The organism is Opitutus sp. sgz309028, from assembly GCF_059821195.1.
On record NZ_JCAMRR010000002.1, the window covers coordinates 1,051,489 to 1,068,405 of the forward strand.

14 protein-coding genes are annotated in these 16,917 nt (G+C 64.9%); 11 read left to right on the forward strand and 3 right to left on the reverse strand.

What is annotated here, in order from left to right:
- Window positions 1-64 precede the first annotated feature (64 nt).
- The gene (locus AC6RV7_RS10105; RefSeq protein ID WP_500093847.1) at window positions 65-1,474 is read right to left on the reverse strand and encodes an alpha-L-fucosidase; all 1,410 of its coding nucleotides are present in this window, start codon (window positions 1,472-1,474) and stop codon (window positions 65-67) included.
- A gap of 323 nt (window positions 1,475-1,797) precedes the next feature.
- On the opposite strand from AC6RV7_RS10105, the gene AC6RV7_RS10110 reads away from it, so the two are divergent.
- On the forward strand, window positions 1,798-4,191 hold the full coding sequence (locus tag AC6RV7_RS10110) for a TonB-dependent siderophore receptor (RefSeq protein WP_500093848.1): 2,394 nt from the start codon (window positions 1,798-1,800) through the stop codon (window positions 4,189-4,191).
- Window positions 4,192-4,311: 120 nt separating this feature from the next.
- Window positions 4,312-6,135 carry an alpha-L-fucosidase gene (locus AC6RV7_RS10115; protein WP_500093849.1) on the forward strand — a complete coding sequence of 608 codons (1,824 nt, stop codon included), beginning with the start codon at window positions 4,312-4,314 and terminating at the stop codon, window positions 6,133-6,135.
- On the opposite strand, the gene AC6RV7_RS10120 is transcribed toward AC6RV7_RS10115, so the two are convergent.
- Window positions 6,127-7,083 (reverse strand): YihY/virulence factor BrkB family protein, encoded by a 957-nt coding sequence (locus AC6RV7_RS10120; protein ID WP_500093850.1) that lies wholly within the window; start codon window positions 7,081-7,083, stop codon window positions 6,127-6,129. The two genes, AC6RV7_RS10115 and AC6RV7_RS10120, sit on opposite strands and share 9 nt — an antisense overlap.
- Before the next feature lie 71 nt (window positions 7,084-7,154).
- Window positions 7,155-7,523 carry a DUF6496 domain-containing protein gene (locus tag AC6RV7_RS10125; protein WP_500093851.1) on the reverse strand — a complete coding sequence of 123 codons (369 nt, stop codon included), beginning with the start codon at window positions 7,521-7,523 and terminating at the stop codon, window positions 7,155-7,157.
- Between the two features lie 226 nt (window positions 7,524-7,749).
- Between AC6RV7_RS10125 and AC6RV7_RS10130 the strand changes: the two genes are divergently transcribed.
- From AC6RV7_RS10130 to mraY, 9 genes are all read left to right on the forward strand, one after another.
- Window positions 7,750-8,250 carry a hypothetical protein gene (locus AC6RV7_RS10130; protein ID WP_500093852.1) on the forward strand — a complete coding sequence of 167 codons (501 nt, stop codon included), beginning with the start codon at window positions 7,750-7,752 and terminating at the stop codon, window positions 8,248-8,250.
- Window positions 8,251-8,786: 536 nt separating this feature from the next.
- Complete coding sequence (locus AC6RV7_RS10135; RefSeq protein WP_500093853.1) at window positions 8,787-9,239, forward strand: division/cell wall cluster transcriptional repressor MraZ; 453 nt, start codon at window positions 8,787-8,789, stop codon at window positions 9,237-9,239.
- Between the two features lie 3 nt (window positions 9,240-9,242).
- Window positions 9,243-9,452 (forward strand): hypothetical protein, encoded by a 210-nt coding sequence (locus AC6RV7_RS10140; protein WP_500093854.1) that lies wholly within the window; start codon window positions 9,243-9,245, stop codon window positions 9,450-9,452.
- Window positions 9,453-9,468: 16 nt separating this feature from the next.
- Window positions 9,469-10,389 (forward strand): 16S rRNA (cytosine(1402)-N(4))-methyltransferase RsmH, encoded by a 921-nt coding sequence (gene rsmH, locus AC6RV7_RS10145; protein WP_500093855.1) that lies wholly within the window; start codon window positions 9,469-9,471, stop codon window positions 10,387-10,389.
- A gap of 27 nt (window positions 10,390-10,416) precedes the next feature.
- Window positions 10,417-10,806, forward strand: coding sequence for a hypothetical protein (locus AC6RV7_RS10150; RefSeq protein ID WP_500093856.1), 390 nt, complete (start codon window positions 10,417-10,419; stop codon window positions 10,804-10,806).
- Window positions 10,807-10,810: 4 nt separating this feature from the next.
- A complete protein-coding gene (locus AC6RV7_RS10155; protein WP_500093857.1) occupies window positions 10,811-12,730 on the forward strand; it encodes a peptidoglycan D,D-transpeptidase FtsI family protein in 1,920 nt (639 codons plus the stop codon).
- A 104-nt stretch (window positions 12,731-12,834) separates the two neighbouring features.
- Window positions 12,835-14,328: a UDP-N-acetylmuramoyl-L-alanyl-D-glutamate--2,6-diaminopimelate ligase gene (locus AC6RV7_RS10160; RefSeq protein ID WP_500093858.1), complete on the forward strand. Its 1,494-nt coding sequence runs from the start codon at window positions 12,835-12,837 to the stop codon at window positions 14,326-14,328.
- Between the two features lie 43 nt (window positions 14,329-14,371).
- On the forward strand, window positions 14,372-15,802 hold the full coding sequence (locus tag AC6RV7_RS10165) for a UDP-N-acetylmuramoyl-tripeptide--D-alanyl-D-alanine ligase (RefSeq protein ID WP_500093859.1): 1,431 nt from the start codon (window positions 14,372-14,374) through the stop codon (window positions 15,800-15,802).
- Window positions 15,802-16,917, forward strand: a complete 1,116-nt coding sequence (gene mraY, locus AC6RV7_RS10170) for a phospho-N-acetylmuramoyl-pentapeptide-transferase (RefSeq protein WP_500093860.1) — start codon at window positions 15,802-15,804, stop codon at window positions 16,915-16,917. Before AC6RV7_RS10165 ends, mraY begins: the two co-directional genes overlap by 1 nt.

Below are 16,917 nucleotides of genomic sequence, written 5' to 3' on the forward strand. Positions count from 1 at the left end.
AAGGAGAGCGAGTCGTAAAGGGACGAGGGAACGTGCAGAATTGTGAGAGCGTCGTGGCGCCGCCTCAGCGCACGACGGCGTCGCCTTCGATCTCGACCACGTAGGTATCGCCGAGGGGATTCGCGCCTAAGGTGCGCGGATGAAAGCCGCGGCGTCCGTCGGGGGCGGTAACAACCTCGAAGGGCGCCTGGTCCGGCACACCGAGAAGCCGCACGGAGCGGATCGCGTTTTTGAAGTCGGGAAAGGCGAAGTTGCCGTAGCCCTTGGCGCGTTCGAGCTCGAAGATCGTGAAGTAGAGCCTGCCGGGCTTCGCGGTGCAGCGCCAGGCGCGATACGGAAGAAAGACCGGCTCGCCGTTGAAGTTGCGGAGCGTGCGCGCGGTTTCGCCGAACTCCTCACCGAACGGTGACGGCCGGGCTCCGTAGATCGCCTCGCCATTGCGTTGCAGCCATTCGCCGACGCTGCGGAGGGCCACCTGGCTTCCTTCGGGAATGAGGCCTTGGGCGTCGGGACCCACGTTGAGCAGGTAGTTGCCGCCCTTGGACGCGACGTCCACCAGCTTGAAGACCAGCTCGCCGGCGGACTTCCAGTTGTGATCGTCGCGCCGGTAACCCCAGGTGTTGTTCAACGTGGCGGGAACTTCCCACGGCACGGTGGAGCTCTCGTGGGGAATCTGGTTGTCGCGCGTGCTGACGTAGTCGCCGACGCCACCCAGCCGGCCATTGATCAGGCAGGCGGGCTGCAGCTCCCTCACCAATCGCGTGAAGCGGGCGGCTCGGTCGCCCTGGTCCATCATCATTGGCGTATCGAACCAGATCAGCGCGAGCGGTCCATAGCGGGTGAGCAGTTCCCGCACCTGCGGCTCCGCCTTCGTCTGGAGATAACGGTCGAAGCTGCCGTTGCGATCCTTCTCCGCGTCGGAAGGGAAGTCCCAGTCGTTGCCGGCGCCGCCGGGCTCGTGCCAGTCCTGCGACTGCGAATAATAGACGCCAAAACGCAGCCCCCGGCGCGCGCACGCCGCGGCGAGTTCCTGGATGATGTCGCGCTTGAACGGCGTGGCATCGACGACGTTGTAGGGGGAGGCGTCGGACTTGAAGAGGGCGAAACCGTCGTGGTGTTTGGCCGTGATCACGACGTATTTCATGCCGGCGTCCTGGGCGAGTCGGGCCCAGGCATCGGCGTCGAATTTCACCGGATCGAATTGCGGGGCGAGTTTCTCGTAATCGGCCACCGGGATCGGCGTTCGTTTCATGATCCACTCGCCGATCGAGCCGATGCGTTTGCCCTTCCACTCGCCGGCGGGAATCGCGTAGAGCCCCCAGTGGATGAAGAGGCCGAACTTGGCTTCGCGAAACCATTCCACGCGCTGCGCCCTGGCGTGCGGGCTTTCGGGATCGGGCGCCGGTGCGGCGGTGGCCGGGATGAGCAGCGAGAGGACCAGCGCGAGGGGAAGGAAGAGACGAAGACGATGCATGGGAGGGGAAACCCGGCACTCGAAGGGGTCGGCGCCGCTGGCCTGGACGCAAGCGATCGGCGAGACGGCGTCAACGCACGTCCGGTTGAATCAGTTAAGCGCAGGGGGCGCGGGTTCTCGCAGCGCGTCTTCCCGTTGGAAAAAATCGCGGCCGTCGTTTCGATCGAAACGAGGGTTTGCGACGGATCTAGCGGGAAAGTTCCGGGCAACTTAACAGTTTTAGTAAACATACCGTTGTGTGCGGTCGCCCGGATCGGAAAGGTGCGCCCGTGTTCAGCGCGCGTTTGCGCAAACTCACCCCAACCCACACACCTCGCGCCCCCATGCTTCACTCCGCTGTGAATCTTTCCGTGCGTCCGCCTGCCGCGTGTCAGTGCAGATGGATTGCCCTCGCCTTGGCGACCTTTTCGGCCACGGCCCTGGCCCAGACGTCGCTCCCTCCGACGGAGGACGACAAAACCGTCAAGCTCCCCACCTTCGTCGTGGATAGTTCCCGCGACATCGGTTACCAGGCCACCAACACGACTTCGGTCGGATACATCAATCGTCCCCTTAAGGATCTTCCGCAGAGCATCGGCATCCTGAACGAGGAGTTGATGCGCGACGTCGGCGCCCTGGATTTCGCGCAAGCGGTCCAGTATTCGACGAACATCAATTTCCAGATCGCGAATGCCGACACGAATTTCACGATTCGCGGCCTGACCTCGCGCTCGTTCTTCGTGAACTTCCTCACGCGCGTCACGCCGACGGACAGTTACATGACGGAACGCATCGAAGTCGTGCGGGGACCGGCGAGCGTGATCTATGGCCAGCAGGATACGGGCGGCGTGGTGAACACGATTACCAAGCTCGCGCGCCTGGGGCAGAATCGCACCTACGTCGAACTCACGGGCGGCAGCGAGGACATGAAACGCGCCACGTTCGACAGCAATCTCGCCCTCGGAAAGAATCAGGCCTTGCGCGTGGCAGGTCTTTTTCACGAGCAGGATAATTCGCGGGCCTTCGCGGATCTCGAGCGCCGGGGCCTCTACGCCGATTATCTGTGGCAGATCACTCCGACGACGTCGTTCCGCTTCTCCGGCGAGCACGGCAATGATCACCGCACGCCGTTCACCGGGATCCTCACTCTCCAAGCCAACGCGAGTGCACAATCGACCGCGGCCGCCGTCGGTCTCCTGCCGCAGGATTACGCGCAAAGTGTCCAAGGCCCCGACGCGATCAGCAATCTCGACTACTTCTTCTACACGGCGGCGTTCACCACGGCGCTTTTCGACAATCGCCTGAACGTCAATTTCACGATCAGCGAGTCGATGCGTAACCGCAATCAACGCTGGGGTCCGCAGATGAAAGGCGCCAATGTCGCCACCTCGAATGTCGCCGCGAGCTCGATCAAAGGCTATCAGATCACGCCGGGTTACACGACGGGCACGCCGGTGTTCATGCAAAACTGGCAGTTCGTCGGTCTGGACGAACGTTTCCGCTTCTACCGCCTGCAAGCGGCGTTGCAGCTGCCCGAAGTTGGCGGCCAGCACCTGCTCACGTTTGGCGGCAGCTACGAGCCGAACGATTACCCGATCGAGCAGACCACGTCGTGGCTCTATCGCAACCCGACCGGCATGGCACGCGGCGCCATCTTCGGTCAAGCTGTGAATGATCGTCTGCCTTACACCGTGATCACGAACGGAGGCCTGCGATTTCCTCAGCAGCTTATCGGCAACGGTCTCTATGAGCGCCCCACGGGCGGCTTCGTCATCGGCAAGGAAGTGAAAGCCGGTTTCGCGATGCTTTCGTCGGATTGGGGCAGGACGGGACGTCTCAAGACGCTGCTCGGCCTGCGCTACGACGACATGTTCAACGACAACCTTGCCCTGACGTTCGACAACAACGACGTGCGCGGGGAGGGGGCCTACAGTTTCGACCACGTGAAGATCTGGTCGAAATCCTTTGGCGTCGTCTACGCCGTGACGCCGTGGCTCAACGCCACCGCGAATTACGGCACCTCGCTCTGGCCCAACGTCAATCGCTTCGATCTCGATCTGAACATCATGCCGGCGACGACGGGCGAGAGTTTCGAATTTGGATTCAAGGCCCTCACCGAGGACAATCGCTTCTCGGCGTCGTTTACCTACTTTGACCTGTCGCAAAAGAACGCCGCGCTGGCCGTGCCGGCCCCGTTGCTGATTGCGGAATTTGGCACCGCCACGCCGGCGCGGGCGGTCGCCGGTTCGATGGAAGCGAAGGGTTACGAACTGGAATTCGTCGCGAATCCCACGCCGGAGTGGACGGTGCGCGCCGGCTTCGGCTATGCGGACCCGAAGATCACGACCAATCTTCCCCAGTTCGGCTATCCCGCCGGCAAGAGCATGCCGGGCGTGACGAAATACACCGGCTCGCTCTTCACGCGCTACACCTTCACGTCCGGGCCGATGAAAGGGCTCTTTGTCGGCGGTGGCTTCAACTACCGCGGCAAAAACTTCGCGGGCTACATCGACACCAACAACGACAACATCGCCGAACGCCAGGAAACGTTTCCGAGCTACGCGACGTTCGATTTCCTCGCCGGCTACAACTTCAAGCCCGGCCGCAAAACCCGTGTCGTGCTGCGCGCGAATCTCCGCAACGCCTTCGACAAGTCCTACATCGTGGCGACCGACGTGAACTTCGCCGGCTACGGCGATCGTCGCCAATTGATGCTGTCGACCGGCATCGAGTTCTAAACCGCGGGACCAAATTCCCCCGCGAATCAGGGCTGCGCTCGTGGAGTGCAGCCCTTTGTTTGAACGGGGATCGTTCCTCCCTTAACCGTTTCAGCCGGATCCGTTCTCCCGCTTTCGCCCATGCCATCTTCGATTTCCCGGTCACAGGTTGTCGCCTGCATCGTCGGCGCAATCCTGTGCTTCCTGCCCGCACCCTCGCGAGCGGTCGGTTCCCCGTCGCCTTCCGCGCGGACCGAGGAGGCGCGCACCGCGTGGTTCGCGGAGGCGCGTTACGGGATGTTCATCCACTGGGGTCTTTATGCCGTGCCGGCCGGGTCGTATCGCGGCGAGCGCATCGATCGCGGTTCTCATGGCAACGGGCTCGGCGAGTGGATCATGTTCAACGCGAAAATTCCCGTGAAGGAATACGCGAGCTATGCGGAGGAGTTTAACCCCGTGAAGTTCGATGCGGATGCGTGGGTGCGTCTCGCGAAGGACGCGGGCATGAAATACATCGTGATCACGACGAAACATCACGAGGGCTTCGCGATGTTTCACAGCCGCGCGTCGTCCTTCAACATCGTCGACGCGACGCCCTTTCAACGCGATCCACTCCAGGAACTCGCGGAGGCCTGCGCGCGCCACGGACTGCGACTTGGCTTTTATTATTCGCAGGCGCAGGACTGGCATCATCCCGGCGGCGCGGCGCGCACTCCGGGACAGCCGATGGCCGGCGGCGATCCGGCGGGCGGACACTGGGATCCCGCGCAGGACGGCGACTTCGACGACTATCTCGATCGCATCGCCGCGCCGCAGGTTCGCGAACTGCTGACGAACTATGGTCACATTTCGATTCTCTGGTGGGATTCGCCGGTCGGCATGACCCCCGCGCGTGCTGCGCGCATGGCGGAGTTGCTGAAACTGCAGCCGCATCTGATCACGAATAATCGCCTGCTGAATCCGCGCGTGCCGAATGCCTTTTCCGGCGACACGGAAACCCCGGAGCAATTCATCCCCGCAACTGGCTTCGAAAATCGGCTTTTCGAGGTCTGCATGACGATGAATGAAACCTGGGGCTACAAGGCGCACGACCAGCATTGGAAGCCCGCCGCCGACATCACCCGCAAGCTGATCGACATCGCGAGCAAGGGCGGGAACTTCCTCCTCAACGTCGGCCCCGACGCGCAAGGCGAGATTCCAGCGCCGAGCGTCGAGCGGCTTCGCGAGTCGGGTCGCTGGGTGCGCGCGCACGGCGAGGCCATTTACGGAACGAGCGCGAGCCTGTTTCGACGCCTCCCGTGGGGACGCAGCACGACGAAAGGTAACACGATCTACCTGCACGTTTTTGATTGGCCGGCGGAGGGACGACTGTTCGTGCCGGGCCTGAAGAGTCCGGTGGCTCGCGCGATCGTCGTCGGCGATCGGGCCGCGCGCCCGCTCGACGTCGAAATGACAAACGAGGGCGCGGTCGTGCACGTGCCGGACGAAGCACCCGATCCCGTGGCGTCCGTGCTCAAGCTCGAGTTTGCCACGTCACCAGTGGTCGATCAGCCGTTGCCTGCGCCGGATGCGAACGGCGTCGTGTTGCTGCCGGCGAATCTCGCGGCGATCGTCAACGCCTACGACGGAAACGCGCAGCTGTTCGGTGTGGGCGAGCAGGCGGTGATCGGCGACTGGAACCGGGGCGGCACGATGTTGCACTGGGAATTCCGGACGATTGCAGCGGGTCGGTTTGCGATCGAGGCGGAGATGTCGAGCCGCAGCGGCGGCGCGCTCTCCGTCACGGTCGACCAGGAAACGGTTACGACGCGGGCCGAGCCGAGCGCGGGCGCCGCGTTGACGTGGCAACGTTTGGGCGAGATCGAGATCCGCGCATCCGGGGAGCACGCGCTCGAAGTGAAATCCGGCCAGGACGACTGGAGCGAAAGCCGCCTGCGCGCGGTGCGGCTGCGCGCTCTACGATGAGGCCTCCGGTTTCTTGGGCACGTTGATCGATGGCGCACGCGGGGAGTCCGGCTGATCCTCGGCGGCTTCCTCCGGCTTGCCTGTATCCGAAAGACTGCGACCGCCGAGCGGATGGCGCCCGCCATTGGTCTCGGCGTGCACGCGGGTGAACTCCGCGCCGAAAAACAGGATTTGCGCCGCGTAGTAGCACCAGAGCAGGAGCACGATCGCCGAGCCCGCCGCGCCGTAGGCGGAGGTCACCGTCGTCCGTGCGAGGTAGAGCGCCAGGAGTGTTTTTCCGCCGACGAACAGCAGCGCCGTCACCGCCGCGCCGGTCCAGACGTCGCGCCACCGCACATAAACGTCGGGGAGCAGTTTGAACAGAATCGCGAACAGATACGTGATCACGCCGAACGACAGCGCGAAGTTCAGCACCTCCCAGACTCCCGGCGGCCATTCGGTCCAGCCGCGGGCATTCTCGCCCATCCAGGTCAACGCGGCGCTGAGGGTCAGCGACACGAGCATGATGAATCCCGTGGCGATCACCGCGCCGAACGAGAACACCCGGCGTTTGAGTGTTTCCCGCCAGGTTTCGCCCGTGACGGGCGGCGCGCGCCAGATCGTGTTCAACGCATCCTGAAGGTGAATGAACACCGCCAGTCCGCCGAGCATCAGCGTGCCGATGCCCACCCACGCGGCCACCGAGGTCGCGTCCTCGCCGGGCAGCGCCGGATCCACGGCCGCAAGCGCCTGACTCGCGCTGGTGCCAACCAGCTGTTCGATTTCGCCGAGGACATGCTGGCGGGCGGTTTCATCCTTGAAGAAAATTTTCGCCACCGCGATCGCGAGCACCAGGAGCGGCGATACCGCCACGGTCGTGTAGAAGGCGAGCGCGGCCCCGAGTCGCGGAACCTTGTCGCCAAAGAAGCCGACGAGCGTGCCCCACAGGAGCACTTGCAGCCGCTGCAACGGCGTGGAGCGAGGTTTGGGGCGGGGGTCCAGAACGGGAACGCGACCGTCGCGGGCGGGCGGAAAATCGCTCAGCGTCGCGTCGCGCGCCGGGTTGCGGGCTTGCGGGTGGATTTCCGCGGCGAAGACGCGCGCGACGATTTGGCGGGGGAGCGGGTGGCTTTCGGCTTGGTTTTCCGGCTGCCCGCGGCGCTGTCCTGCTTCGCCTTGCGGCGGGTGGCGGGGGCGGCTTTTCCCTTTTTCGGCGTGCCGAGTTTTACGCCGGCACGGCGCGCTTCAGAGAGGCCGATCGCCACGGCCTGCTTGCGCGAGCGTGCGGTCCCTTTCCCGCGTTTGTATTCGCGCATTTCTTCACGCACAAATTCTCCGGCTTGGGTTGACGGCTTTTTTCCGGCGCGCGCATCGCGACGCGCCCTGCGTTTGGCATTGGCAGTAGGCATGAGGGGTAGGAGGTTGCACGCAATCTAGACGCAGATCGATCCGCCCGCCATCCGGGGACTTACGCATGCGGCATTCGGCAATTTTACCCTGCGCGATGCGCGTCGCCCGATTCCGCCCCGGCCGGGAACCGGTTGTAGGCTCCAGTTGAGAGGTCGGAAATTGTCGGATGGAGCGATGGGACCATGCCGCGGGATCATGGGAAAATCCGCCGCTGTCCAAGGTCGCATGTCGAAGCCATTTCCTTCCTCCACCCACGGCGCCGAGCGGTCGGGTTCCTCCGATCCCAGGCGCGACGTGGATGACGAACATTTTATCCGGACCGGCGCGTCATCGAAACGTGGATACCGAAAACCGCCGGAATCGGAATCGGTGCGGGAAAGTCGGCGCGACGGCGGGGGAGGCGGTCATGACGATCAAGGCGGTTCGCACCAGAGCACGGGCCGCGATTACGATGCGGCGCGCGAACAGGAGCAGTCCGGAGAGCAGCGCGGTGCGCAGCTGCAGCAGGGGAATTTCGGAGGCCAGGACAGTCGCGATCAGTCGCCGGAGGCGCGATTCGCGGGTCAGGGGGCGCGCGAAGCCAGTCCCTCGGAAGCAGCGGCGCAACGTGGCGAGACGGACGAGCTGGACCATTATGCCAGCGACACTCGGGACAGTTTCAGTCGCATGTATGCGGAGCACAAACGCCGCGAAGCGGCGAAGCGCGAGGCCGGGACCGGCGAGTGAGCCAAAGGCAGGCGAGGCGACGTTTAGCCAACGAACGTAGCCTCGGTTTCCCCTTTATTTAAACCGAGCGTATGAACGCGCCTGCATCCGCGACGGAAACGACGGGACGTTGTGTAGTTGAATAAACTCTCGGCCGGCGGCGTGTGACCTGTCGGCGCGAATCTACACGCAAACGCAGCGGGAGGAGTTCGTTCGATCGGATGCACGTCGATGGGCGTCGAATCGGCTGACTCGTCGTCGCCCGCGCACCTCGGGCCGTCCAGCGACGCGCCGCGGGAGTGCTGAAGACACTACGGCAGCGGTCTACGGACCGGTGCGGTCAGCTGGTCACGCGGACATGGCAGGCGGGTTGGCCGCAGTCAGAGTGCCCCTGAAATGTGGTCGGGATGGTGCAAGCGCCTAGCGCTTGACCACGAGGCGTCGAAACTGCCGGTTGTGAATAAGAAATCCCATTTTGGGCGGGGTCTATGCTTGACCGGTGGGGGTGGAAATGGGACGAAATGGGGCACTGTGGGGCACTTGGCGGGCCCCAATCCATGGCTCCATCTGGCAAAGCGCTCTACACCGGCCTTTTCAGGCACAACCTCGACGACAAGGGTCGGCTTACGATCCCGTCGTCGTGGCGCTATGCGCACGGTGAAGAGGACGTATTTCTCGCGACGCCACACCCGGACGGCTACATCGCCATTCTGCCGCCTGAAGAGGTGGAGAAATTGCGCGCGAAGATTGCGCAGGTCGCGTTGAGCGATGGCGGCGGCCAGGATTTCGCGGCGCGGTTCTTCGCGCAGACGCAGCAGTTCTGGTTCGACAAGTCGGGGCGTATCGGCCTCGAGGAAAAACTGCTCAAGCACGCCGGCCTCGAGAAGGAGGCGGTGCTCGTCGGCTCGCTGACGAAATTCAACATCTATTCGCCGTCGCGTTGGGCGCAGGTCGAAGCGCGCACGGCGGGCGAAAACTTCGGCGATCTCATGCGCCGCATGGGCATCTGACGCATGGCTCGCGCCGGTCATTTCGTTCCCGCCAAGACTCCGCGTTCGCGCGTGGCGTTCACGCTCGTGCGCGCGTTCGCCGAGCCCGCGAAGCCTGCGCCCGCCGCCGGGGCCGCGACGGCGAGTCCGCGCGTGCGCGACAGCCTGGTGCTGCGCGTCGTCAGCAAAAAATCCGATGCGAGGAGCTCGGCCGATGAGCGTCGCTCCCGCTGAACCGAGCGTTGCCGCCATGACGCCTGGTCATCAACCCGTGTTGCTCCGCGAGGTGCTGGAGCTGCTTTCGCCGGCCGCCGGTGGACGTTACCTCGACTGCACGTTCGGCGGCGGCGGCCACACGCGCGCCATCCTGGAAGCGGCGCCCGCGACCCACGTCGTTGCGCTCGATCGCGACCCGGCGGCGCAGGAACGCGCGGAAGCCTTGCGCGCGGAATTCGGCGAACGCTTCGCGCTCATCGACCGCGATTTCGGGCGGCTCGCGGAGCTGCCGTCGCAGGATTTCAACGGCATCCTCTTCGATCTCGGCGTGTCGTCGTTTCAACTTGACGACGCGGAACGCGGCTTCTCGTTTCGCACCGACGCGCCGGCGGACATGCGCATGGATCCGCGCGCGGGCGTGCCGGCGAGCCGCTGGCTCGAAACCGCGACCGAGGAGATGCTCGTGCGCGCGGTGCGCGAGTTCGGCGAGGAGCAGCACTGGCGCCGCGTGGTGCGCGCGATCGTCGCCGCGCGCGGCACGGGGGCGCTGAGTCGCACGGCTTCGCTCGCCGCCCTCGTGGCCGAGGCGATCCCGGCCCGCGATCGTCACGCGTCGAAGATCCATCCCGCGACGCGCACTTTCCAAGGCATCCGGATCGCGGTGAACGACGAGATCGGCGCGATCGAGCGCGCACTGCCGGCGGCATTCGCCAAGCTGGCGGCCGGCGGCGTGCTGTGCGTGATCAGCTTCCACTCGTTGGAAGACCGGCCGGTGAAGCAGTTTTTCCGTCGCATGTGCGGCCAGCCGGAGAGTGCCGACGATGCGACGCCCCAGGATTTTCGCGTGAAGCTGGCCGAGCCGCTGACGCGGCGCCCGCTCACGCCCGGCGATCCCGAGATTGCCGCCAACCCCCGCAGCCGTTCCGCGAAGCTGCGCGCCCTCCGCAAACTCTGAGTTCAACCCGCGAACCTCGCCCCCGCGATGAACACCTCCGCCTCCCACGGCTTCGTCAACCAGCTCCTCGTCTACACGCTCGTCATGATCGGCTTCAGCGGCTCGATCGGTCTGGGCGCCGTCTGGATGCGTCACCAGATTTCCATTACCGCCAACGCCAACCGCGTCCTCGACGCCCGCATCGCCGAGGTCGAGCGTCATCTCGCCGAGGCCACGACTGCGGCGGAGACGGAGCGCGACGCGAGCGTGCTGCTGCGTCGCAACGCGGAGTGGCGCCTCGGCCTCGTGCCGCCGAGCCAGACGCAGATCGTGCATGTCGGCGCCGATCCGGTGCTGCGCCTCGCGGCCAAGCGCAACCGCGGTCTCTTTGGTGACGGTCCCGCCACGGTCTCGCTACCGGTGGCTTATCAGCGTTGATCCGATGTCGAAGGGTTTCGCTTCCAGCTACCGGATCGTGTTGCTCGCCGCGGGCGTGATCGCCTGCTTTGGCGCGCTCGGCGTGCGACTGGTGTTCCTGCATGTCATCGATCGCGAGGATCTGATCGGCAGCATCGAGCGGGCCCGTCGGCAGATCATTCCGGAAACGGCGCGGCGTGGCGACATCCTCGATGCGCGGGGCAACATCCTCGCGACGAGCCGCTCGCTCATCGTGCTCGGCGTCGATCCGCAGGTGCTGCGCAAGGAGGACGAGGCGAAATGGCCCGAGCTCGCACAACTCATCGAGGTGCCCTACGGCCAGCTCGCGCGGATTTTCACCACGAAGACGCGCCGGGCAGACAGCGCCGCCGAAAATGAGGACGCTTCCAAGCTGACGATTTTCTCGCCGACACCGGCGCCGGACGCGACGCAAGCGGCGAACCAGAAATCCGACGACACCGAGCTGGACGAAGCGGTGGATGAGAACGGCGAGCGGGCGATTCGCTGGGCGAAGTTGAGCGAGTCCGTGACCGAATCGACTTACGCCAAGATCCAGGCGCTCGGCATCAAGGGCGTTTATGGCAATCGCGTCTACCGTCGCGCGTATCCTCACAAAACCCTCGCCGCACACGTCGTCGGCTATGTGAACAAGGAGGGCTCGGCGGCGGCGGGCATCGAAGCTTACGCCGATTTCTATCTGCGCGGCCGCGATGGCTGGCGGGAAGGCGAGCGCGACGGCAAGGGGCGTGAAGTCGCCCAGTTTCGCACCCGGGAGGTGCCGGCGGCGGACGGTTATTCGGTAGTGTTATCGATCGACGCCGCGGTGCAGCACATGGTCGACGAGGAGCTCGATTACATCGGCCAGAAATTCAAACCGAAGAAGGCGACGATCATCGTCAGCGATCCGCAGACAGGTTTCATCCTCGGGCTCGGCAATTATCCGACGTTCGATCTGAACAGTTACAACCGCGTGCCGCGCGATCAGCAGGCGGTGATGCGCAACATCGCCGTTGCCGACCAATACGAGCCGGGTTCCACCTTCAAGATCGTCGCCGCCTCGGCCGCGCTCAACGAGGGGCTCGTCACGCCGGCGTCGCGCTTCGACTGCAGTCTCACGAGCATCGAATACAAGGGCCGCGTCCGCGGCCTCCCCGCCGAGGACCACCGTTTCCACGAGCCGCTGACGGTGGCGCAAATCATCTCGAAATCCAGCAACCGCGGCGCCGCGCAGCTCGCGATGCTGATGGGCGAGCAGAAGTTCTACGACTATGCGCGGGCGTTCGGTTTCGGCGAGCTGTCGGGCTTCCCGGTCGGCGGCGAAATCCGCGGCGATCTCGCGCCTCCGGAAAAGTGGGACGGCCTCACCATCACCCGCATGCCGATGGGTCACGCGATCGCGGCCACGCCGCTGCAGATGCACATGGCGATGAGCGTGGTCGCCAGCGGCGGCCTGCTGCTGCGCCCGCAGGTGATCCGTCAGGTGCGTGACGCGAACGGCGAGGTGGTTTATCGCTACGGCACGATTTCGAAGCGGCGCGTGATCACCGAGCAGACCGCGCGCACGATGTGCCAGTTGTTGCAGAGCGTCACGGTCGAGGGCACGGGCAAGGACGCCGCGATTCTGAACTACGAGGTGGCCGGCAAAACCGGCACGACGCAGAAGATCGTCGATGGCCGCTATTCGAACCGGCACCACGTCGCGTCCTTCGTCGGCTTCTTTCCCGCGAGCCGGCCGCAGGTTGCGATCTCGGTGATTGTGGATGATGCTGACGCAAGCGTCGCCGGAGGCACGGCGTATGGTTCGTCGGTCGCCGCCCCGTCGTTCAAGCACCTCGGTGAACAACTTATCCAGTATCTCGACATCAAGCCCGTCTACTCGCCGGCGACGGGCGGCAATCTGGTCATGGGAGGAAACCGCAGGTGATTGGTTATCTATCGCAAAATTATCCGTTGATCCACGCGTTTGCCCCGCGCCCCGCGGCGCGCCGCACGCGTCGGGAAAACCTGGTTCGCAACCGCGTCTTTAAAATGGCACCGAAGCTCTCCGACTACTTCAACGAGGGTGAAATTCTCGCGGTCAAAGGCAGTCTCGAGCGACCGATCTCCGGTCTCGTGATCGACAGCCGCCGCGTCGTGCCGGGCACGCTGTTCTTCGCGTTGCCGGGGCTGCGCGCCGACGGCGCGTCGTTCATCGACGAGGCCGTCAATCGCGGGGCCGTCGCGATCGTGACGCAGAAGATGCCCGCGCTGCCGCCCGCGAAGGTGACGTTCATCCAGGTCGCCGATGCGCGCGCCACGCTCGCGCGCGTGGCGCAGCGTTACTACAAGTTTCCCGATCGCGACATGACCGTGATCGGCGTCACCGGCACGAACGGCAAGACCACCGTCACGCACCTGATCAAGCACCTGCTCAACGGCGACCAGCGCGTCGGCCTCATCGGCACGATCAATTACGATCTCGGCGCACGCACGGTGCCGTCGTTCCGCACCACGCCCGAGGCGCTGGATATTTTCGGCATGATGGCGCAGATGCGCGACGCCGGCTGCCGCCAGGCGGTGATGGAGGTGAGCTCGCATGGCATCGACCAGCAGCGCGTGCTCGGGCTGCAGTTCGGCGCCGCCGTATTCACGAACCTGACACGGGATCACCTCGATTATCACAAGACCCTCGACGCGTATTTCTCGGTCAAGACCCGCCTCTTCAACGGCGGCACCGGCGCGCCGCCGAAGGTCGCCGTCGTGAATCTCGACGACCCTTACGGCCGGCAGCTCGCCGACCAGGTCGCGGCCGACGGGCGCGTGCCGAAGCTCGTGACGTTCGGCGAGAATCCGCAGGCGGACGTCCGCGCGGAAAACGTGACGCTCAACCTTACCAACACGACGCTGCGCCTCGTCTGGCCTGGCGGCACGATGGACCTCGAGTCGCCGCTGATCGGCCGCTACAATGTCAGCAACCTGCTGGCGGCGATCGCGACCGCCTACGGGCTCGGCCGCGATCCGTTTGTATTTTTGGCGAAACTACGCGCGTTCAAGGGCGTGGCCGGCCGCATGGAGCGGATCGACGAAGGCCAGCCGTTCAACGTGCTCGTCGACTACGCGCACACGGACGATGCCCTGCGCAACGCGCTCGCGATGCTGCGGGCGATCACGCCGGGCCGGCTGCTCGTCGTCTTCGGCTGCGGCGGCAATCGCGACCGTTCGAAACGCCCGCTCATGGTCAAGGCGGTGCAGGAGTTCGCCGACTTTGCGTTTGCGACCGCCGACAATCCGCGCTCCGAGGCGCTCACGCAGATCTTCGACGACATGAAGACCGGCGTCGTCGCGCCGGCGAAAATCGCGTGGGTGGAGGACCGTCGTCGTGCGATCAGCCTCGCGCTCGACACGCTGAAGGCGGGCGACTGCCTGCTCGTCGCGGGCAAGGGCCACGAAAGCTACCAGGAATTTGCCGACACCGTGATCCCGTTCGACGACCGCCAGGTCGTGCGCGAACTGATCGGGATCAAGACGCTGAAGAGCGGATGAGGCATTGAACGCGCGCGCCCGCGCGCTTTTCCACTTTCTCCACGTGCCGAATTTTTCTCCAGATCAACTCGCGGCATGGACCGGCGGCCGCTGGACGGCGCAGCCGGTCGTGTCGCTTTCCGGCTTTGCGATCGACAGCCGGCAGATTCGCGCGGGCGAGATGTTTGTCGCGATCAAGACCGGCAAACGCGACGGCCACGATTTCCTCGCCGGCGCGCAGTCCGCCGGCGCGAGCGCGGCGCTCGTGTCGCGCGTCGTGTCCGACAGCCCGCTGCCGCAACTCGTCGTCGCCGATCCGCTGCGGGCCTTTCAAACGATCGCGCGCGAGCACCGGCGGAATTTCGCCGGCAAAGTCGTCGGCATCTCCGGCAGCGCCGGCAAAACCTCGACGAAAAACCTCCTCGCGCGCCTGCTCGCCGACGATTCCTCCGCGCCGCGAGCCCCGGAAGAGTGTCATACATTATATGACACTCTGATTGGAGCCGTGCTGGCGACGGAGGGGAACTTGAACAATCATCTGGGGGTGCCGTTGACGTTGACGCGGATCGATCCGGCGGTGCATCGGTTCGCGGTGATAGAGGCGGGGATCGGCGCGCCGGGCGAGATGGCGCCGCTCGCGGAAATGATCGAACCCGACGTGGCGTTGATCACGCTGGTCGCGCCGGCGCACACCGAGGAGTTGGGCGGGTTGGACGGCGTGGCGCGCGAAAAGGCCGTGCTGCCGGCGGCGGTTCGGCCCGCGGGGCTGGCGATTTTTCCGCGGCAGTGCGAGGAGTTCGCGGCGTTTCGCGAACTCGACGTGCGCAAGATGATCGTGGAGCGCGCGGACGGGATTCGTCCCGCGACGCCGCCGCGGGATCGCGTGTATTTCACCGTCACGCACCGCGACGCGTCGACCGCGGTCGCGCTCGCCTACGGCGCGCCGCCGCCGCTCGTGTTCACGTTCCGGCGCGTGTCGGAGGGCATGGCGCAAAATGCGGCGCTCGCGATCTGCGCGGCACTGTGGCTCGGCGTGAAAGCGGAGGACATCCAGCGGCGGATCGAAGGCTGGCAGCCGGCGAAGCTCCGCGGCGAAGTGCGGCGGGTGAACGGGCGGCTGCTGTATCTCGATTGCTACAACGCCAATCCGGCCTCGATGGCGGATGCGTTGGAGGCGTTCGACGCGCTTGTGCCGGCGGAGGAGCCGCGTTTTTTCGTGCTTGGCGGGATGGAGGAGCTCGGGCCGGACGCGGCGAATTATCATCGCGCGCTCGGACGGTCGCTGCGGCTGCGCGAGCAGGATCTGGTGGCGGCGATCGGCGACCATGCGACGGCGGTGCGCGCGGGTGCCCTGGAGAACGGCGCGCGTGGGGAAAGCATCCTAGTCGTCGAACGGGTGGAAGACCTGCAGCCGCGGTTTGAAGCGTGGCGTGGAGCGGTCTTCGTCAAAGGCAGCCGGCGTTACGCGCTGGAGAAGATTTTGGAGCGAACCTGATGCTGAGCTACCTCGCAGATTACGAATCGTATTTTGGGCCGTTGCGCCTGTTGCGCTATATCACCGTCCGCACCTTGCTCGCGGCGATCACGGCGCTGGTGATCGGGTTCATCATCGCGCCGCGACTCATCGCGAAGTTTCGCGAGCTGAAGTTCGGGCACGGCTACATCGACGACCGCACGGGCGCGCTCGGCGCGACGTATTTCGACAAGAAGCACACGCCGACGATGGGCGGACTGATCATCTTTCTGTCCGTGTTCGTCAGCTCCGTCCTGTGGGCGACGCCGAACGTGTGGGTGTTCGTGGCGCTGTTCGTTTACGCGGCGCTGACCGTGCCGGGCTGGCGCGACGATTACCTCAAAGTCGTGCACAAGAATCGCGACGGCATCTCGTCGTGGGAGAAGATCGGCTGGCAGTCGCTGGCGACCGTCGTCGCGCTCGGCTTGCTGCTGTGGCATCCCGCGAGCTCCGAGAAAATCCGCGAGCTGTGGGTGCCGTTCGTGAAACAGGCGGTGATTCCGCACATGCATTGGGCGGTGCTGCTCGTGCTGATTTACCTGTGGATCGTCGGCTTCAGCAACGCGATCAACTTCACCGACGGCCTCGACGGTCTCGCCGTGGGTTGCACGATCTCGGTCGCGCTGGTCTTCGGCATCATGGCATATGCGGCGGGCAACGTGATCCTCTCGGAATACCTGCTGATGAGCCACGTGCCCGGCACCGGTGAGCTGACGGTGATCTGCGGCGCGTTGATCGGCGGCTGCATGGCGTTCCTCTGGTATAACTCGCACCCGGCGGAGGTGTTCATGGGCGACACCGGATCGCTCGCGCTCGGCGGGCTGATCGGCGTCATGGCTTTCATGATACACCAGCCGTTCACGCTTGTGATCGTGGGCGGCGTCTTTGTGGCGGAGCTGTTGTCCGTGGTGATCCAGATCGGGTGGTTCAAATACACCAAGCGCCGTTTCGGCGAGGGCCGGCGGGTTTTCCTGATGGCGCCGATCCATCATCATTTCCAGAAGAAGGGCTGGCCGGAGACGAAGGTCGTGCTCCGGTTCTGGGTGCTTTCGCTCGGCTGCGCGCTGGCGGGCCTGGCGACACTGAAACTGCGGTGA